Source organism: Luteococcus struthionis, from assembly GCF_048595755.1.
Taxonomy (GTDB): domain Bacteria; phylum Actinomycetota; class Actinomycetes; order Propionibacteriales; family Propionibacteriaceae; genus Luteococcus.
This window is the reverse complement of sequence record NZ_CP184360.1, coordinates 108,592-123,076: the sequence shown is the minus strand read 5'-3', so window position 1 is coordinate 123,076 and position 14,485 is coordinate 108,592. Positions and strand designations below refer to the sequence as shown.

Below are 14,485 nucleotides of genomic sequence, written 5' to 3'. Positions count from 1 at the left end.
CAAGCCAACTCCCGCGGGAGGGCGACCGCGGGAGGACGGATCTGGCTGGCCAACAGCGCGGTGAGGGTGCTCAGCGACGACGGCTGGTGCGTCGTTTCGGGGAGTCGTCGCCGTTGGCCCAGGCGTCATAGCTGAACTGGCCGGCCGAGGCGATCGACAGGCTCATCAAGCCGGCGATCAGTGCCGCGCAGTACTCCCAGCCCCCGGCGCCGACCAACAGGCCGTTGTGGCGGTGCAGGAACCAGATGGCCCCGGCCATCTCCAGGCTCAGCAGCACGCACACCACCCACGTGTAGGCGCCCAGCACCAGGCACGCCCCACCCAGGACCTCGAGCGCGGCCACCAGGGGCGTCACCAGCTCGGGGTAGGGGATGCCCCACGAGGCGAACTGCTTGATCGCGGCTTGGATGGTGGGAGCGGTGAACTTGCTCCAGCCATGGGCAATGAAGATCACGCCCAGGGCCGCTCGGCAGGCCAGCAGGATGATGGCCCGCAGCGGGTTCTCCGTGTACGGCGTCTGGGTGGGGTGCATCAGTTGGTCTGTGCCCGGCCCTTGGGCGTGATGGGCCAGTCGTCGGGGTAGAGGTGGGCCAGCTGCTCCACCTGCTCGTCCAGCTTGCGGCGCGCACGCTTGCTCAGGCGATCGCCGAAGACCATGCCCCCCAGATGGTCGGTTTCGTGCTGCAGGCAGCGGGCCAGCAGCCCCGTGCCCTCGACGGTGATCTGGTTGCCGAAGGCGTCCTGTCCGGAGCAGATGGCGCGGTCGGGGCGAGCCACCGGCTGGTAGCCACCGGGCCAGCTCAGGCAACCTTCCTCGGTGGCGTCCAGCTTGCGGTCGCGTCCCTCCGGCAGCGTCACCTTCGGATTGCAGAAGACCCCCACCCGGTTGACCAGGTCCTCGTCAGGGCAGTCATAGATGAACAGGGCAAGGTCGACGCCAACCTGGGTGGCGGCCAGCCCCACGCCCTGGGAGGCCTGCATGGTGGCGAACATGTCGCGGATCAGTTCGTGGAGCTCGTCGTCGAAGGACGTGACCGGGCGGGTGGGCGCGTGCAGCACCGGTTCACCCCAGCGGGTGATCCGTCGCACCGTGCCCCCGGTGGTGAGCTCCTCGAGGCTGTTCGCGCCCATGATCCTGCCTTTCGCGCCGGCCCGATGGCCCGACGATCCGAGATTTCTTCGCCCCAAACCTATCGTGCCGGACCCTAGACTCGCCTCATGGCCGGTGAGCAGCGCGACGCGGGAGCAGACGAGCAGTTGCCTGTTGGCCTGGTTGCCGTGCTGGACGACTTTGCCGAGTGGCTGCGGGTGGCCCGGGGCAATTCCGAACACACCGTGCGTGCCTACCGAGGCGACATCGACAACCTGCTCCACCACCTCTGCGCCCGGGGGACGACCCAACTGCACCAGATCCAGGTGCGGGACCTGCGAGGCTGGCTGGCCCAACTCCAGGAGGACGGGGCCAGCCCGGCCACCGTGCAGCGGCGCAGCGGTGCGGCCCGGGTCTTCTTCGGCTGGGCCCAGCGTGAGCAATTGGTGCCCAGCGATCCTGCCCACTCGCTCAAGGCGCCCAAGGTGCCGCGTCGTCTGCCGCCAGACCTGGCCCGGCAGGACATGGACGAGGTCTTCGCCGCAGCCTCGGCACGAGCCGCCGAGACCGAAGGGCCGCTGGGCATGCGTGATGTGGCCATCCTGGAGATCCTCTATGCCAGCGGTATCCGAGTGGCAGAGCTGTGTGGCCTCGACTTGGCAGACCTGGACCGCGCCCGCTCCACGCTGCGCGTGCTGGGCAAGGGGAACAAGGAGCGCACGGTGCCGATCGGACGGCCGTCGGTGCTCGCGCTGGACAACTGGTTGGCCGTGCGGCCCGAGGTGGTGCGCGCCAGCCCCGTCGCCACCAGCAATGCGCTCTTCCTGGGTGCGCGTGGGGCGCGGATCGACCCGCGGGTGGTGCGGCGCATCGTCCACCGGGCACTCGACGCGGTGCCGCAGGCCCCCGACGTCGGCCCGCACGGGTTGAGGCACGCCATGGCCACACACCTGCTGGAGGGAGGTGCCGACCTGCGCACGGTGCAGGAGATCCTGGGCCACAGTTCCCTGGCGACCACGCAGATCTACACCCATGTGAGCAATGAGCGGTTGCGGCAGGCCTTCCAGCAGGCACACCCCCGGGCCTGAGACCGGGCCTGAGGTAGGGGCTCACCACTGTCACAGCCACTGCTGCGGGTCCTGCAGAGCCCCGTCGGCCCACACCATGTGGTGCAGGTGGCATCCGGTGGAATAGCCCGTGTTGCCCACCCGCCCCAGCTGCTGCCCCTGGGACAGGACCGCGCCGGGACTGACGTCGAGCCCGGCCAAGTGGTTGTAGGAGGTGCGCACTGCCCGGCCCTTGATGGTGCCATGGTCCACCACCACGCGGTTGCCGTAGGCGATGTGACGCTGCACCTGCACCACCCTGCCCGCTGCCGACGAGCGCACCGGTGTGCCGCAGGCGGCGCCGTAGTCCAGGCCGTCATGCAGCTTCCACACGCCCAGCACCGGGTGCAGGCGGGGGCCGAAGCGCGACGTGTGCGGGCCCGCCACCGGGCGGACCAGGCCCGACGAGGCGGCCGGCAGCGGACCGGCCGACAGCAGCGGCGGCAGGGAGACCGTCGAGGGCCGCGCCGGGGGTGCCGGCAAGCCCTCGGGCAACAGCCGGACCTCGGAGTCCTGACGCAGGCGGGTGGTGGGATCCAGGTAGTCCTTGCCGTGCTTGAGCCCCCAGTGCAGGGCCTCACCGGCCAGCACCACCCCGATCACCTGCCCTGCCACCACCCGTTGGCCGGGGCGCACCAGCGCCCTCACCGGCTCGTGGGTGAGGCGATAGCCGTGAGCGATCTCCAGGCTCAGCACCTGACGGTCGACCACGGTGCCCGCGAAGGCCACCACTCCGTCCGCGCCGGCCAGCACCTGGGTGCCGGGTGGCGCCAGCAGGTCGACGCCGCGATGGCCCGCGCCCCACCGTTGTGCCGGGGCCGCGAACTCACGCATCACCGCGCCCGGCACCGGCGGCCGCAGCAAGGGCGGGGGGAGCGGTGGGGCGGCCGCAGCCGGCAGGGTCAGCAAGGCCAGCAACAGAGTCAACAGCCCGCACCAGGCCGCCCCGGTGCGGGGGTGAGATTCCGCTGCCGGCCCGGTCGGGGTGGCGACCGGCCCCTGGGGAGCCGAGGTGCCATCCAGCCCCTGGGAAACTGCATGGTGAGTGGTCATGCCGGCAGTGTGTGCAGGCCGCAGTCGTGACCGCCGAACTCGGGGCGCGCTGTGGACAATTCCTCGGCAAGCGGTGGCTGTGGAAAAGCCGGCTCTCGGCCAGCCGGTTCGGTTTGGTGACTGGAATGTTGCGGGCATAGAATGCCAGCGCAGCTCGAACCGACTTCGAGCTGACTTCGCATGCGTCCAACCCAGAAAACCTGGGGTCTTGTCACCAGCGGTCCCACACCGTGGGCGGTGGCGGACGGCGCATCAGGGTGGGAGTCGAAGATCTCGGCTTCCCGTTTGGAACCGTGTGGGCGCAGTGCGTCCACGAGAGAAAGGACCGGCCATGGCCGTCGTCACCACTCGCCAGCTGCTCGAGAGCGGTGTCCACTTCGGACACCAGACCCGCCGCTGGAACCCCAAGATGAAGCGCTTCATCTTCACCGAGCGCAATGGCATCTACATCATCGACCTGCAGCAGTCGCTGACCTACATCGACAAGGCCTACGCCTTCGTCAAGGAGACCGTCGCCCGGGGCGGCCAGATCCTGTTCGTGGGCACCAAGAAGCAGGCCCAGGAGGCCATCGCCGAGCAGGCGACCCGCGTGGGCATGCCCTACATCAACCAGCGTTGGCTCGGCGGCATGCTGACCAACTACCAGACCGTCATCAAGCGCGTGCAGCGCCTGAAGGAACTCGAGGCCATGGACTTCGAGAACGTGGCGGCCTCCGGCCTCACCAAGAAGGAGCTCCTGGGCCTCAAGCGTGAGAAGGACAAGCTGGAGAAGACCCTGGGCGGCATCCGTGACATGGCCCGCGCCCCGCAGGCCGTCTGGATCGTCGACACCAAGAAGGAGCACCTGGCCATCGACGAGGCGCGCAAGCTGCGCATCCCCGTCGTCGCCATCCTCGACACCAACTGCGATCCCGACGAGGTCGACTTCCCGATCCCGGGCAATGACGACGCAATCCGTTCGGTCTCGCTGCTGACCCGCATCATCGCCGACGCTGCCGCCGACGGCCTGCTGCAGCGCTCCGGTGGCAATGCCGCCAGCACCGACGCCCCGGCCGAGCCGCTGGCCGACTGGGAGAAGGAGCTGCTGGCCGGAGAGGGCGCCAAGCAGGCTCCCGCCGCCGAGGCCACCCCGGAGGCCCCTGCCACCGAGGCTGCTCCGGAGGCTCCTGCCGCCGAGGCCACCCCGGAGGCCCCCACCGCCGACGCCGCCCCCGAGGCTGCCGAGGCTCCCGCCGCCGAGGCCGCTCCCGAAGCCAACTGATCGTCAAACCCACTTCCAAGAACGGAAACTGACATGGCAATCACCGCCGCAGATGTGAAGAAGCTCCGCGACGCCACCGGCGCCGGAATGATGGATGCCAAGAAGGCCCTGACCGAGGCCGAGGGCGACTTCGAGCGCGCGATCGAGATCCTTCGCGTCACCGGTCAGGCCAAGATGGCCAAGCGTTCGGACCGCGAGGCCAGCAATGGCATCGTCGCTGCCTCGGGCAAGAGCCTGATCCAGCTCGGTTCCGAGACCGACTTCGTCGCCAAGAACGCCGAGTTCATCGCCCTGGCCGACCAGATCGTCCAGGCCGTGGCCGCTGCCGGTGCCAATGGCGTCGAGCAGGCCAATGCGGTTGCGCTGGAGAACGGCACCGTGGCCGAGGCCGTCGAGGCCCTGGCCACCAAGATCGGCGAGAAGCTCGAGCTCAAGGACGCCGTCTCCTACGAGGGCGAGACCCACACCTACCTGCACCGTCGCTCGCAGGACCTGCCGCCGCAGGTCGGTGTGCTCGTCGAGTACTCCGGTGACGACGAGGCCCTGGTGCACAGCGTTGCCCTGCAGATCGCCTCGATGCAGCCCCAGTACGTCTCGCGCGAGGACGTTCCGGCCGAGGTCGTGGAGAAGGAGGCTCGCATCGCCAAGGAGACCGCTCTGGAGGAGGGCAAGCCCGAGAAGATCATCGACCGCATCGTCGAGGGTCGTCTGGGTGGCTTCTACAAGGACGTCTGCCTGGTCGAGCAGCCCGCCGTCAGCGACGACAAGAAGACCGTTGGTCAGCTCCTCGACGCCGCTGGTGTCAAGGTGACCCGCTTCGTGCGTCTCTCGGCTGGCGCCTGATCACCGAACTCCCAATGGGGAGGATCCTGGCAACAGGATCCTCCCCATTGTCGTTGCCGCAGCGGGCCCGATTCCGACGGGACGGCCAAAGTTCAGTAGAGTGACCGGGAGCCACGCCTCGGTGTGGCGCATGCCGTCGGTCTGTTCGGGAGGACCGCCCGCCTGCGGGTCTACGGCCGGCGTGGTCGAACGAGGAGGAATCGTGAGCAAGCCCTACAACCGAGTGCTGCTGAAACTGTCCGGCGAGGTCTTCGGCGGAGGAAAGATCGGCGTGGACCCGGCCGTGGTCTCCAACATCGCGCGTCAGGTTGCCGAGGTCGCCAACAGCGGCGTGCAGGTGGCCATCGTCGTGGGCGGTGGCAACTTCTTCCGCGGTGCGGAGCTGAGCCAGAACGGCATGGAGCGTGAGCGCGCCGACTACATGGGCATGCTCGGCACGGTGATGAATGCCATCGCGCTGCAGGACTTCTGCGAGAAGGCCGGTGTGCCGACCCGGGTGCAGAGCGCCATCACCATGACGCAGGTGGCCGAGCCGTACATCCCGCGTCGCGCCGTGCGCCACCTGGAGAAGGGACGCGTGGTCATCTTCGGTGCCGGTGCCGGCATGCCGTACTTCTCCACCGACACCGTCTCGGCCCAGCGCGCACTGGAGATCGGCTGTGAGGCCCTGCTGATGGGCAAGCAGGGCGTCGACGGCGTCTTCGACTCCGACCCGAACACCAATCCCGACGCCGTGATGTTCGACGACCTGAGCTACGACGATTACCTGGCCAAGGACCTGAAGGTGGCCGATGCCGCCGCCATCTCGCTGGCCCGTGACAACAACCTCAAGATGGTCTTCTTCAACCTGACGGTGGACGGCAACATCGCCAAGGCCGCCGGCGGCGAGCCCATCGGCACCACCATCCATCGCTGACCCCAACCAACCACTGACCGAAGGACTGACAGTGATCACCGACATCATCAAGGACGCCGAGAAGAAGATGGGAGCGGCCGTCGACTTCACCCGCGAGGAGTTCGCCGGCATTCGCACCGGCCGCGCGCATCCCGCCATGTTCAACAAGATCGTGGCGGACTACTACGGCGCGCCGACCCCGCTGCAGCAGCTGGCCACCTTCCAGTCGCCCGAGCCCCGCACCATCCTCATCACGCCCTTCGACCGGTCGGCCGTCAACGCCATCGAGAAGGCCATCCGTGACTCGGACCTGGGTGTGAACCCGTCCAATGACGGCAACATGATCCGCTGCATCCTGCCGGCGCTGACCGAGGAGCGCCGCAAGGAGTACACCAAGATGGCCAAGCACAAGGCCGAGGAGGGCCGCGTCAGCATCCGCAACGTGCGCCGCCACGCCAATGACGCCATCAAGCGCCTGGAGAAGGACAAGGAGATCGGCGAGGACGAGGCCGCCCGCGCCGAGAAGAACCTGGACGCCTCCACCAAGAAGTTCGTCGACCAGATCGACGAGCTGCTCAAGAACAAGGAAGCCGAGCTGCTCGAGGTCTGAGCAGACGCACCGATGAGCCAGGAGAAGATTGCCCCCAGCGACCTCACGCCCCCACCGAAACCCTCTCGCGCAGGTAGGAACCTGCCGGCGGCGATCGCGGTGGGCGTGGGGTTGTTCGGTTGCGTCGTGGTGACCCTGGCCTGGTGGAACTGGGGATTCATCCTGCTCGTCGCAGCGGCGCTCAGCCTGGGCGCCATCGAGCTGCACCACGCCTTCGAACGCGTCGGGGCACGCTCGGAGATCGTCCCCATCGTGATCGGAACGATCCTGACGGTGCTCGGCTCCTACGAGGCAGCCCAGCGCCCCTCGCCACATCTGCCGTCGAACACCTGGATCATCGGCCTGCTGGCCTTCACGGCACTGTCCTGCCTGGTGCTTCGGCTGAGGCACGGTGCCGAGGGCTATGTGCGCGACACCGCGGCAAGCCTGCTCACGGTGGGGTACATCCCACTGCTCGGCTCCACGGTGGCCCTCATGCTGGCCGAGGACGACGGTGCCCGCCGCATCATCACCTTCCTGCTGTGCGTGATCGCCTCCGACACCGGTGGCTACATCGCCGGTGTGCTCTTGGGCAAGCACCCGATGGCACCGCGAGTGAGCCCCAAGAAGACCTGGGAGGGGTTCGCGGGCTCCCTGGCGGCGGGGGTGGCCATGGGCTCGGCCGGCGCGGTCTGGTTGCTCCATGCGCCGTGGTACGTTGGCGCGCTGCTGGGCCTGCTGCTGGTGGCCTTCGGGACCGCAGGTGACCTGGTGGAATCGATGATCAAGAGGGACGTCGGCATCAAGGACATGAGTTCCTTCCTGCCAGGACATGGAGGCGTGATGGACCGGCTCGATTCGCTGCTCGTGGCAGCCCCGGTGGCGTGGTTCGCCATGTTCGTGATGGTGCCTGCCGCATGAGCACCCCGTCGCAGCCCAAGCTGGTGCTGCCGGCCGAACCGCTGGCCGAGCCGGGCACCGAACTTCCACTGGTCTTCCAGGCTCCACGCCGTGGCAAGCCCGCCAAGCACTGGATCGACCTGTCGGTGGACGAGCGCGTCGCCGCCGTGCAGGAACTGGGTCTGCCGGCCTTTCGTGCCAAGCAGATCTCCAAGCACTTCTTCGAGCGCTTCGAGTCCGAACCGACCACGTGGAGCGATCTACCGAAGGACGCACGCGAGCAGGTGGCACAGGCCTTCTTCCCGGAACTGTTGCATCCGCTCAGCGAGCAGCGCTGCGACGGGGACACCACCGTCAAGACCCTGTGGCGGCTCCACGACGGCTCCCTGGTGGAGTCGGTCCTGATGCGTTACGGCGTGCGTCGCGGACGGCCGGACTCCGAGCAGGGCAAGGTGCGCTCCACCCTGTGCATCAGCTCGCAGGCGGGTTGCGGCATGGCCTGCCCCTTCTGCGCCACCGGCCAGGGCGGCCTGCAGCGCAACATGTCGACCGGTGAGATCGTCGCCCAGGTGATGAAGGCCGAGCAGGTGCTGCAGTCGGGCGAGCTGCCCGGTGGCGTCGGCCAGGTGAACAACATCGTCTTCATGGGCATGGGTGAGCCCTTGGCCAACTACAAGTCGGTGCTGGGTGCGGTGCGTTCCATCACCGACCCGACCCCGAATGGCCTGGGGATGAGCAAGCGTGGCGTGACCATCTCGACGGTGGGGCTGGTGCCGCGGATCGAACAGCTCACCAATGAGGGTCTGCCGATCACCCTGGCGTTGAGCCTGCACGCCCCGGACGACGAGTTGCGCGACGAGCTCGTGCCGATCAACACCCGCTACAAGGTGGACGAGGTCCTCGACGCCGCCTGGGAGTATGCCCGCGTCACCAAGCGACGCGTCTCGATCGAGTACATCCTCATCAAGGACATCAATGACCAGGCCGAGCGGGCGGCCCTGCTGGCGCGGCGCCTGAAGGCCCGTGGCGACTGGGGCTGGGTGCACGTCAACCTCATTCCGCTCAACCCGACTCCCGGCTCCAAGTGGACCGCGTCGCGCAAGAGCGATGAGCAGGCCTTCGTGAAGACCCTGGAGAACTGGGGTATTCCGGTGACGGTGCGTGACACCCGTGGTCAGGAGATCGACGGTGCCTGCGGACAGCTCGCGGCCCAGCTGAAATGAGCCCGTCGGGGGACCTTTCGGGAGCCCCCGCGCGCCACTCACATGGTGGTCGATGTGTGTCACAAGGCGGACGAAATGTAATGTGCTCCTCGGCCCGCGGCATGCGTGGGCCAGTCCAGGTGCAGGTTGGCCTCCGTCGTGGAGCCGATCGGTACCGGGCCAGCCAATACCGAGGTACACGCCCAGCGTGTCCGGAAGAAGGAGACCCCCATGGCTGATCTTGACCTTGTCTACCAGACCGTCGTGAAGCGCAATCCCGGTGAGGTGGAGTTCCACCAGGCCGTCAAGGAGGTGCTCGACAGCCTGAGCCCCGTCCTGAAGCGCAACCCTCAGTACACCGAGGCGAACGTGCTCGAGCGCATGTGCGAGCCGGAGCGCCAGATCATCTTCCGCGTGCCATGGATGGATGACAACGGCAAGGTGCAGATCAACCGCGGTTTCCGCGTCGAGTACAACTCGGCCCTGGGCCCCTACAAGGGTGGCCTGCGCTTCCACCCCAGCGTCTACCTGGGCATCGTGAAGTTCCTGGGCTTCGAGCAGGTCTTCAAGAACTCCCTGACCGGCATGCCCATCGGCGGCGGCAAGGGCGGCTCGGACTTCGACCCGCACGGCAAGAGCGTCCACGAGATCATGCGCTTCTGCCAGTCCTTCATGACCGAGCTGTACCGCCACCTGGGCGAGTACACCGACGTGCCCGCCGGTGACATCGGCGTGGGTGGCCGCGAGATCGGCTACCTGTTCGGCCAGTACAAGCGCATCACCAACCGCTACGAGGCCGGCGTGCTCACCGGCAAGGGCCTGACCTGGGGTGGTTCCCTGGTGCGTACCGAGGCCACCGGCTATGGCACCGTGCTCTTCGCCAACCGGATGATGGAGGCCAAGGGCTCCAGCTTCGAGGGCCAGCGCGTCACCGTCTCCGGTGGCGGCAATGTGGCCATCTACGCCATCGAGAAGGCCCAGGAACTGGGTGCCCTGGTGCACTCCTTCAGCGACTCGTCGGGTTATGTCCATGATCCCGCCGGCATCGACCTCGACCTGCTCAAGCAGGTCAAGGAGGTGGAGCGTGGGCGCGCCGCCGACTATGTCTCGCGTCGCTCCAGCGCCACCCTGCACACCGACGGCACCGTGTGGAACATCCCCACCGACGTCGCCCTGCCCTGCGCCACCCAGAACGAGCTGCCCGGCGCGGCCGCCAAGGAACTGGTGAAGAACGGGGTCAAGGTGGTGGCCGAGGGCGCCAACATGCCCACCACCCCGGAGGGCATCGAGACCTTCCGCAATGCCGGCGTGGCCTACGCGCCCGGCAAGGCGGCCAATGCCGGTGGCGTGGCCACCTCCGCCCTGGAGATGCAGCAGAACGCCTCGCGTGACTCCTGGAGCTTCGAGTACACCGAGGAGCGCCTGGCGCAGATCATGGAGAACATCCATGACAACTGCATCCAGACCGCCGAGGAGTACGGTGCCCCCGGTGACTACGTGCTGGGCGCCAACATCGCCGGCTTCGTCAAGGTGGCCGACGCGATGATCGCCATGGGCCTGGTGTGATCCCCTAGGCCCTGAGACCGGTCGGATCCGACGTCGACGGGCGGTGCACCCAGCTGGGTGCACCGCCCGTCGTCACGTCTGTGGGCTCAGCGCGTGTACTCGACCCGGCTTCCCTTCCAGGCCGCCAGCAGGGCGAGGCCCAGTGCGGTGTACAGGGCGGCCTGCAGCGCCCAGACCGTCGGGCCGTCGTACAGCAGCGGGGTGAAGGCCAGGGCCAGGTTTGTCAGGTGCAGGCCGGCGTGCACCCCGATGGCGCACCACAGCGACTTCAGACGCAGCGCCAGGGCGCCGGCGAGGAAGGCGAAGCCGGCGGCCTGCAGGCAGTACACGAACTGCTCGCCCGGCCCCTGCTGCCCGCCCCGCGAGATCCAGTGCATGGCGCCGAAGGTGAGTGCCGAGACGGCCAGGGCAGCGCGCGGTCGGGCCGCCAGGCAGTGCATCAGCCAGCCGCGCCACAGCAGCTCCTCGGGGATGCCCTGCATGGCCACGGCCTGGAAGACCTTCATCAGGACCACCATCGCCAGGGCGCTGCCTGCCAGCCCCGCACCCTCGACGTCCTGGAACTGGCGGTGGGGGAGGTCCAGACCGCCGACCAGCAGCTGGCTACCCACCAGGGCGACACTGCTCAGCAGCCATCCCAGGCCGAACAGCCACCACGCATCGCGGCTGATCCGCAGGCCGATCTCCGCCAGCCGACGGCCCAGCGTGCGGCGGGCGACCCACCCGAAGATGAGCAGGGCGGCCGCGAGGATGAGGCAGGAGACCAGGATGTTCACCGCGCTCGAGACCTCCTGCGACGGATTCTTGGGCAGGAAGGGCTCGATCAGGGCCACCGGTGCGGCGCCCAGGTAGGGCGCGAACATCAACAGGCAGGCCAGCGGCACGCAGGCCCAGAAGGGAAGTCGGCTCCGGGTGGGGGCGGGGTGTGCGGTCATGACTCCAGCCAAGCGCCTCGCGAGCCGCCGAACAGGTGCCCCGCGTCGTGCTTTCGTGGCAGGAACCATGACCACGGTCACGGGTGCTGCACGCTGGGCGGTCCTAGGCTGGGCCCCATGCTTCCCGCTCGCGTCCTGCGCCTGCTCGACCTGGTGATCGGGCTGCTGGGACTGATGCTGGTGGTCCAGGTCATCGCCTTCCCCGCGCCCGGCGTGCGGGCGCGAGCCCTGGGCGCCATCTCCACCGCTGCTTTCCTGTTGGGCTGGGTGCTGTGGCGAACCCGAGGGCAACGCTGGGCCCTGGGCCTGCTGTGTGCCGGCACCGTGCTGAATGTCCAGATCCATGGCGGCAGCGGCTTGGGCAGCATCCTGCTCCTGGTCGGCGTGTCCTTGGTGAGTCTGGGCTATGGGTCGAGGATCGCGCTCGCGGTGGTCGCGGCGATCGTGGCCACGATGGCACTGACCGCACCCGACATGGCGGGCCGCAGCTCTGCCATGGCCGTGGCGGACGTCGCGGGGGCCGCGATCATCCTGTTGCTGGGGGTGCTGCTGGGGCAGGCGCTCGGCGAACTGTCCCGGGAACGCCGGTGCAATGCCGAGCTGCTCGACGAGGTGCGGCGGGCTGCTATCACCGAGCAGGAACTGATGCTGGCCGACGAGCGGGCCCGATCGGCCCGTGAGCTCCACGACGGGCTGGGCCACCAGCTCACCCTGGTGGTGTTGAGCCTGGAGTTCGCCGAGAAGGTGCGCCAACGCGACGCCGATCGCGCCTTCGAGGAGGTCCTGGTCGCCAAGCAGACGGCCAGCGATGCCCTGGCGCACATGCGTCGCTGGGTGCGAGCCCTCAACCCGCCGCGGGAGGAGGCGGTCAGCGGCAATGCTGCCTTCGAGGCGCTCGCCCGATCCTTCCGCGGAACAGGGCTGGACGTCGAGGTCACCCACACCGGCCAGGAGGGTGAGCTGGACCGTGCCGGCTCCCTGTTCGCGCTGCGGATGGTCCAGGAGGGCCTGACCAATGTGGTCCGCCACTCCAACGCCACCCGGGTGGGGCTGCTGCTGGACTGGCGCCCCGATCGCTTGCGGCTGGTGCTCAGCGACAACGGGGGAGGGCCGGCAGACCTGAACCCCGGCTTCGGCTTGCGATCCTTGGCGGAACGGGCAGCGGAGCTCGGGGGCAGCTTCGAGGCGCGCCCCGGCCCAGACGGTGTCGAGATCGTGGGGGAGATCCCCCGGGAGGCAGTGCGATGACCAGGATCCTGCTGGTGGACGACCAGCAGTTGCTGCGGCGTGGGCTGCGGATGCTGCTGGAGCTCGAGGACGGGCTGGAGGTGGTGGCCGAGGCGGCCGATGGGCAGGAGGCCCTGACGGTCCTGCGGGGCTGCTCGGTGGACGTGGTGCTGACCGATGCGCGCATGCCGGGCATGGACGGCATCACCCTGGTGCAGCGCCTGGCCGAATTGCATCCCGGCCTGCCCGCGGTGGTGCTGACCACCTTCGACGACGAGGACATCATTACCGGTGCGATGTCGGCCGGGGCGGCGGGCTTCCTGCTCAAGGACGTCTCCACCACCCGCTTGGCCGAAGCACTCCACGAGGTGGCGGCAGGGGGACTGGTGATCGACCCGCGGGTCGCGCGACTGGCCCTGGGGCGCGGAGCGCAGCGGGAGGACCCGCTAGCGGTGCTGACCCGCACCGAACGTCTGGTGGCCGAACAGGTGGCCCGTGGCGCCACCAATGGGGAGATCGCCGCAGCCATGCACCTGTCGGAGGGGACGGTGAAGAACCATGTCTCGGCACTGCTGCGCAAACTCGAGCAACGCGACCGCACCGGGCTGGCGCTGACGCTCTACCGACTCCTGCAGGGCTGAGTCTCAGCCCAGCAACAGTTCGGCGGCTTCCTCCACGTCGTCCACCAGGTGCAGTCGGGTGCCCATCTGCCGGTCGCGTCCCAGCGCCTCCAGCAGCGGCCAGGCGGGCAAGGTCTGGGTCCAGTGCTCCCGTCCCACCAACACCATCGGCGTGGTGGGCTCGCCGTCGGGGCAGTAGTAGTTGCCGGTGGCGGCCTGGAAGATCTCCTGCACCGTCCCGGCCGCACCCTGCAGGTAGACGATGCCACCGCGGCAGCGCTGCAGCAGGGTGTCCTCACGGATGGCATTGGAGAAGTACTTGGCCACCACCGTCGCGAAGCCATTGGGCGGCTCGTGGCCGTAGAACCAGGTGGGGATGCCGACCGACTCCCCCGAGGGCTGCCAGCGCCGACGCACCTCGAAGGTGGCCTGCGCCCAGGCAGTGAGGTCCTGGTGGAAGTCCCCTGCCCTCGCCAGCACGTCCACGGCGGGCTCCAGGGCCTCCGGTTCCTGGGCCAGGTAGGCGCCCAGGTTCCCGGCCTCCATCGCGCCCGGGCCACCCCCGGTCATCACGAGCCGGCCGCCGCGCGTCAGAGCCCCGGCCAGCCTCGCGGCGGAACGGAATTCGGCGCTTCCGCGGGAGGCCGCGTGCCCACCCATGATCCCGATGGCGCCCGCCGAGGGATGGGCATGGCACCACTCGTCCAGCGCATCGTCGATGGCATGGTCGTGCAGGCTGGTGGACAGAGTCGCCGCCAGGGCGGGGCGCACCCCCTGGGCCTGGTGCCAGGCGTAGATGCGGGCGTCGAGGCAGTCGTCGTAGGGTTGGCCGTCCACCACGGCGTCGAAGAGGTCCTCGGGGGTGTACAGCCGGGGCTGGTAGGGATCGAAGGGCAGGCTGGGAAGGCGTGGAAAGAGCAGGGCACCGCGCTGGCGCAGCAAGTGCTCCATGCCCGGGCCGAAGTGGCAGCCCAGGAAGATGGTGGAGCGGACCTCCGCGCTGGCGAGCTGCTCGTCCCGGCCGGTCAGGTCGAGCGACTGGACGATGCAGTGCTGCAGGGACAGACCAGCACCGACGTGCCGGTCGAAGGCCTCGAGCGTCTCGATCTCATGCGCCTGGGTCATCACGGGGAACCTCCAAGGTGTCTGCGGCAAGCCTAGACTCACGGCAGGGGCCGGGCGGCAAGGGCCCTGTGTC

The 14,485-nt window shown here is 68.6% G+C and carries 15 protein-coding genes; 10 read left to right on the top strand and 5 right to left on the bottom strand.

Annotation, left to right across the window (positions count from 1 at the left end; all coding sequences use genetic code 11):
- Positions 1-70: 70 nt before the first annotated feature.
- Together ACOAMO_RS00565 and def are read right to left on the bottom strand one after the other, a co-directional pair.
- Entirely contained in the window at positions 71-532 is a 462-nt protein-coding gene (locus ACOAMO_RS00565) for a DoxX family protein (RefSeq protein ID WP_420175656.1), read from the bottom strand.
- Positions 532-1,131: a peptide deformylase gene (gene def / locus ACOAMO_RS00560; RefSeq protein ID WP_420175655.1), complete on the bottom strand. Its 600-nt coding sequence runs from the start codon at positions 1,129-1,131 to the stop codon at positions 532-534. Before def ends, ACOAMO_RS00565 begins: the two co-directional genes overlap by 1 nt.
- Positions 1,132-1,218: 87 nt before the next feature.
- Here def and ACOAMO_RS00555 point away from each other — a divergent pair, with 87 nt between their 5' ends.
- Positions 1,219-2,178, top strand: coding sequence for a tyrosine recombinase XerC (locus ACOAMO_RS00555; protein ID WP_420175654.1), 960 nt, complete (start codon positions 1,219-1,221; stop codon positions 2,176-2,178).
- Between the two features lie 30 nt (positions 2,179-2,208).
- Here ACOAMO_RS00555 and ACOAMO_RS00550 read toward each other — a convergent pair whose 3' ends face one another.
- Positions 2,209-3,249 (bottom strand): peptidoglycan DD-metalloendopeptidase family protein, encoded by a 1,041-nt coding sequence (locus ACOAMO_RS00550; RefSeq protein WP_420175653.1) that lies wholly within the window; start codon positions 3,247-3,249, stop codon positions 2,209-2,211.
- 331 nt (positions 3,250-3,580) lie between these two features.
- Here ACOAMO_RS00550 and rpsB point away from each other — a divergent pair, with 331 nt between their 5' ends.
- From rpsB to gdhA, 7 genes are all read left to right on the top strand, one after another.
- Complete coding sequence (gene rpsB, locus ACOAMO_RS00545) at positions 3,581-4,510, top strand: 30S ribosomal protein S2 (RefSeq protein ID WP_420175652.1); 930 nt, start codon at positions 3,581-3,583, stop codon at positions 4,508-4,510.
- 33 nt (positions 4,511-4,543) lie between these two features.
- Positions 4,544-5,353, top strand: coding sequence for a translation elongation factor Ts (gene tsf, locus ACOAMO_RS00540; RefSeq protein ID WP_420175651.1), 810 nt, complete (start codon positions 4,544-4,546; stop codon positions 5,351-5,353).
- 202 nt (positions 5,354-5,555) lie between these two features.
- The gene (gene pyrH, locus ACOAMO_RS00535; protein ID WP_420175650.1) at positions 5,556-6,269 is read left to right on the top strand and encodes a UMP kinase; all 714 of its coding nucleotides are present in this window, start codon (positions 5,556-5,558) and stop codon (positions 6,267-6,269) included.
- A 34-nt stretch (positions 6,270-6,303) separates the two neighbouring features.
- The gene (gene frr / locus ACOAMO_RS00530) at positions 6,304-6,858 is read left to right on the top strand and encodes a ribosome recycling factor (RefSeq protein WP_420176938.1); all 555 of its coding nucleotides are present in this window, start codon (positions 6,304-6,306) and stop codon (positions 6,856-6,858) included.
- A gap of 12 nt (positions 6,859-6,870) precedes the next feature.
- Positions 6,871-7,758 carry a phosphatidate cytidylyltransferase gene (locus tag ACOAMO_RS00525; RefSeq protein WP_420175649.1) on the top strand — a complete coding sequence of 296 codons (888 nt, stop codon included), beginning with the start codon at positions 6,871-6,873 and terminating at the stop codon, positions 7,756-7,758.
- Positions 7,755-8,960, top strand: coding sequence for a 23S rRNA (adenine(2503)-C(2))-methyltransferase RlmN (gene rlmN / locus ACOAMO_RS00520; protein WP_420175648.1), 1,206 nt, complete (start codon positions 7,755-7,757; stop codon positions 8,958-8,960). Before ACOAMO_RS00525 ends, rlmN begins: the two co-directional genes overlap by 4 nt.
- A 210-nt stretch (positions 8,961-9,170) precedes the next feature.
- Positions 9,171-10,505: an NADP-specific glutamate dehydrogenase gene (gene gdhA / locus ACOAMO_RS00515; RefSeq protein ID WP_420175647.1), complete on the top strand. Its 1,335-nt coding sequence runs from the start codon at positions 9,171-9,173 to the stop codon at positions 10,503-10,505.
- Positions 10,506-10,591: 86 nt separating this feature from the next.
- On the opposite strand, the gene ACOAMO_RS00510 is transcribed toward gdhA, so the two are convergent.
- Positions 10,592-11,440 carry a type II CAAX prenyl endopeptidase Rce1 family protein gene (locus ACOAMO_RS00510; protein ID WP_420175646.1) on the bottom strand — a complete coding sequence of 283 codons (849 nt, stop codon included), beginning with the start codon at positions 11,438-11,440 and terminating at the stop codon, positions 10,592-10,594.
- Positions 11,441-11,557: 117 nt separating this feature from the next.
- Between ACOAMO_RS00510 and ACOAMO_RS00505 the strand changes: the two genes are divergently transcribed.
- On the top strand, positions 11,558-12,688 hold the full coding sequence (locus ACOAMO_RS00505) for a sensor histidine kinase (RefSeq protein ID WP_420175645.1): 1,131 nt from the start codon (positions 11,558-11,560) through the stop codon (positions 12,686-12,688).
- Entirely contained in the window at positions 12,685-13,308 is a 624-nt protein-coding gene (locus ACOAMO_RS00500; RefSeq protein WP_420175644.1) for a response regulator, read from the top strand. Before ACOAMO_RS00505 ends, ACOAMO_RS00500 begins: the two co-directional genes overlap by 4 nt.
- Positions 13,309-13,311: 3 nt before the next feature.
- On the opposite strand, the gene ACOAMO_RS00495 is transcribed toward ACOAMO_RS00500, so the two are convergent.
- Entirely contained in the window at positions 13,312-14,412 is a 1,101-nt protein-coding gene (locus ACOAMO_RS00495; protein WP_420175643.1) for an LOG family protein, read from the bottom strand.
- Positions 14,413-14,485 lie beyond the last annotated feature (73 nt).

Excerpts from the sequence above, each read along its gene's own strand:
- ACOAMO_RS00565 (WP_420175656.1), bottom strand. The coding sequence starts at position 532 with ATGCACCCCACCCAGACGCCGTACACGGAGAACCCGCTGCGGGCCATC.
- def (WP_420175655.1), bottom strand. The coding sequence starts at position 1,131 with ATGGGCGCGAACAGCCTCGAGGAGCTCACCACCGGGGGCACGGTGCGA.
- ACOAMO_RS00555 (WP_420175654.1), top strand. The coding sequence starts at position 1,219 with ATGGCCGGTGAGCAGCGCGACGCGGGAGCAGACGAGCAGTTGCCTGTT.
- ACOAMO_RS00550 (WP_420175653.1), bottom strand. The coding sequence starts at position 3,249 with ATGACCACTCACCATGCAGTTTCCCAGGGGCTGGATGGCACCTCGGCT.
- rpsB (WP_420175652.1), top strand. The coding sequence starts at position 3,581 with ATGGCCGTCGTCACCACTCGCCAGCTGCTCGAGAGCGGTGTCCACTTC.
- tsf (WP_420175651.1), top strand. The coding sequence starts at position 4,544 with ATGGCAATCACCGCCGCAGATGTGAAGAAGCTCCGCGACGCCACCGGC.
- ACOAMO_RS00525 (WP_420175649.1), top strand. The coding sequence starts at position 6,871 with ATGAGCCAGGAGAAGATTGCCCCCAGCGACCTCACGCCCCCACCGAAA.
- rlmN (WP_420175648.1), top strand. The coding sequence starts at position 7,755 with ATGAGCACCCCGTCGCAGCCCAAGCTGGTGCTGCCGGCCGAACCGCTG.
- gdhA (WP_420175647.1), top strand. The coding sequence starts at position 9,171 with ATGGCTGATCTTGACCTTGTCTACCAGACCGTCGTGAAGCGCAATCCC.
- ACOAMO_RS00510 (WP_420175646.1), bottom strand. The coding sequence starts at position 11,440 with ATGACCGCACACCCCGCCCCCACCCGGAGCCGACTTCCCTTCTGGGCC.
- ACOAMO_RS00505 (WP_420175645.1), top strand. The coding sequence starts at position 11,558 with ATGCTTCCCGCTCGCGTCCTGCGCCTGCTCGACCTGGTGATCGGGCTG.
- ACOAMO_RS00500 (WP_420175644.1), top strand. The coding sequence starts at position 12,685 with ATGACCAGGATCCTGCTGGTGGACGACCAGCAGTTGCTGCGGCGTGGG.
- ACOAMO_RS00495 (WP_420175643.1), bottom strand. The coding sequence starts at position 14,412 with ATGACCCAGGCGCATGAGATCGAGACGCTCGAGGCCTTCGACCGGCAC.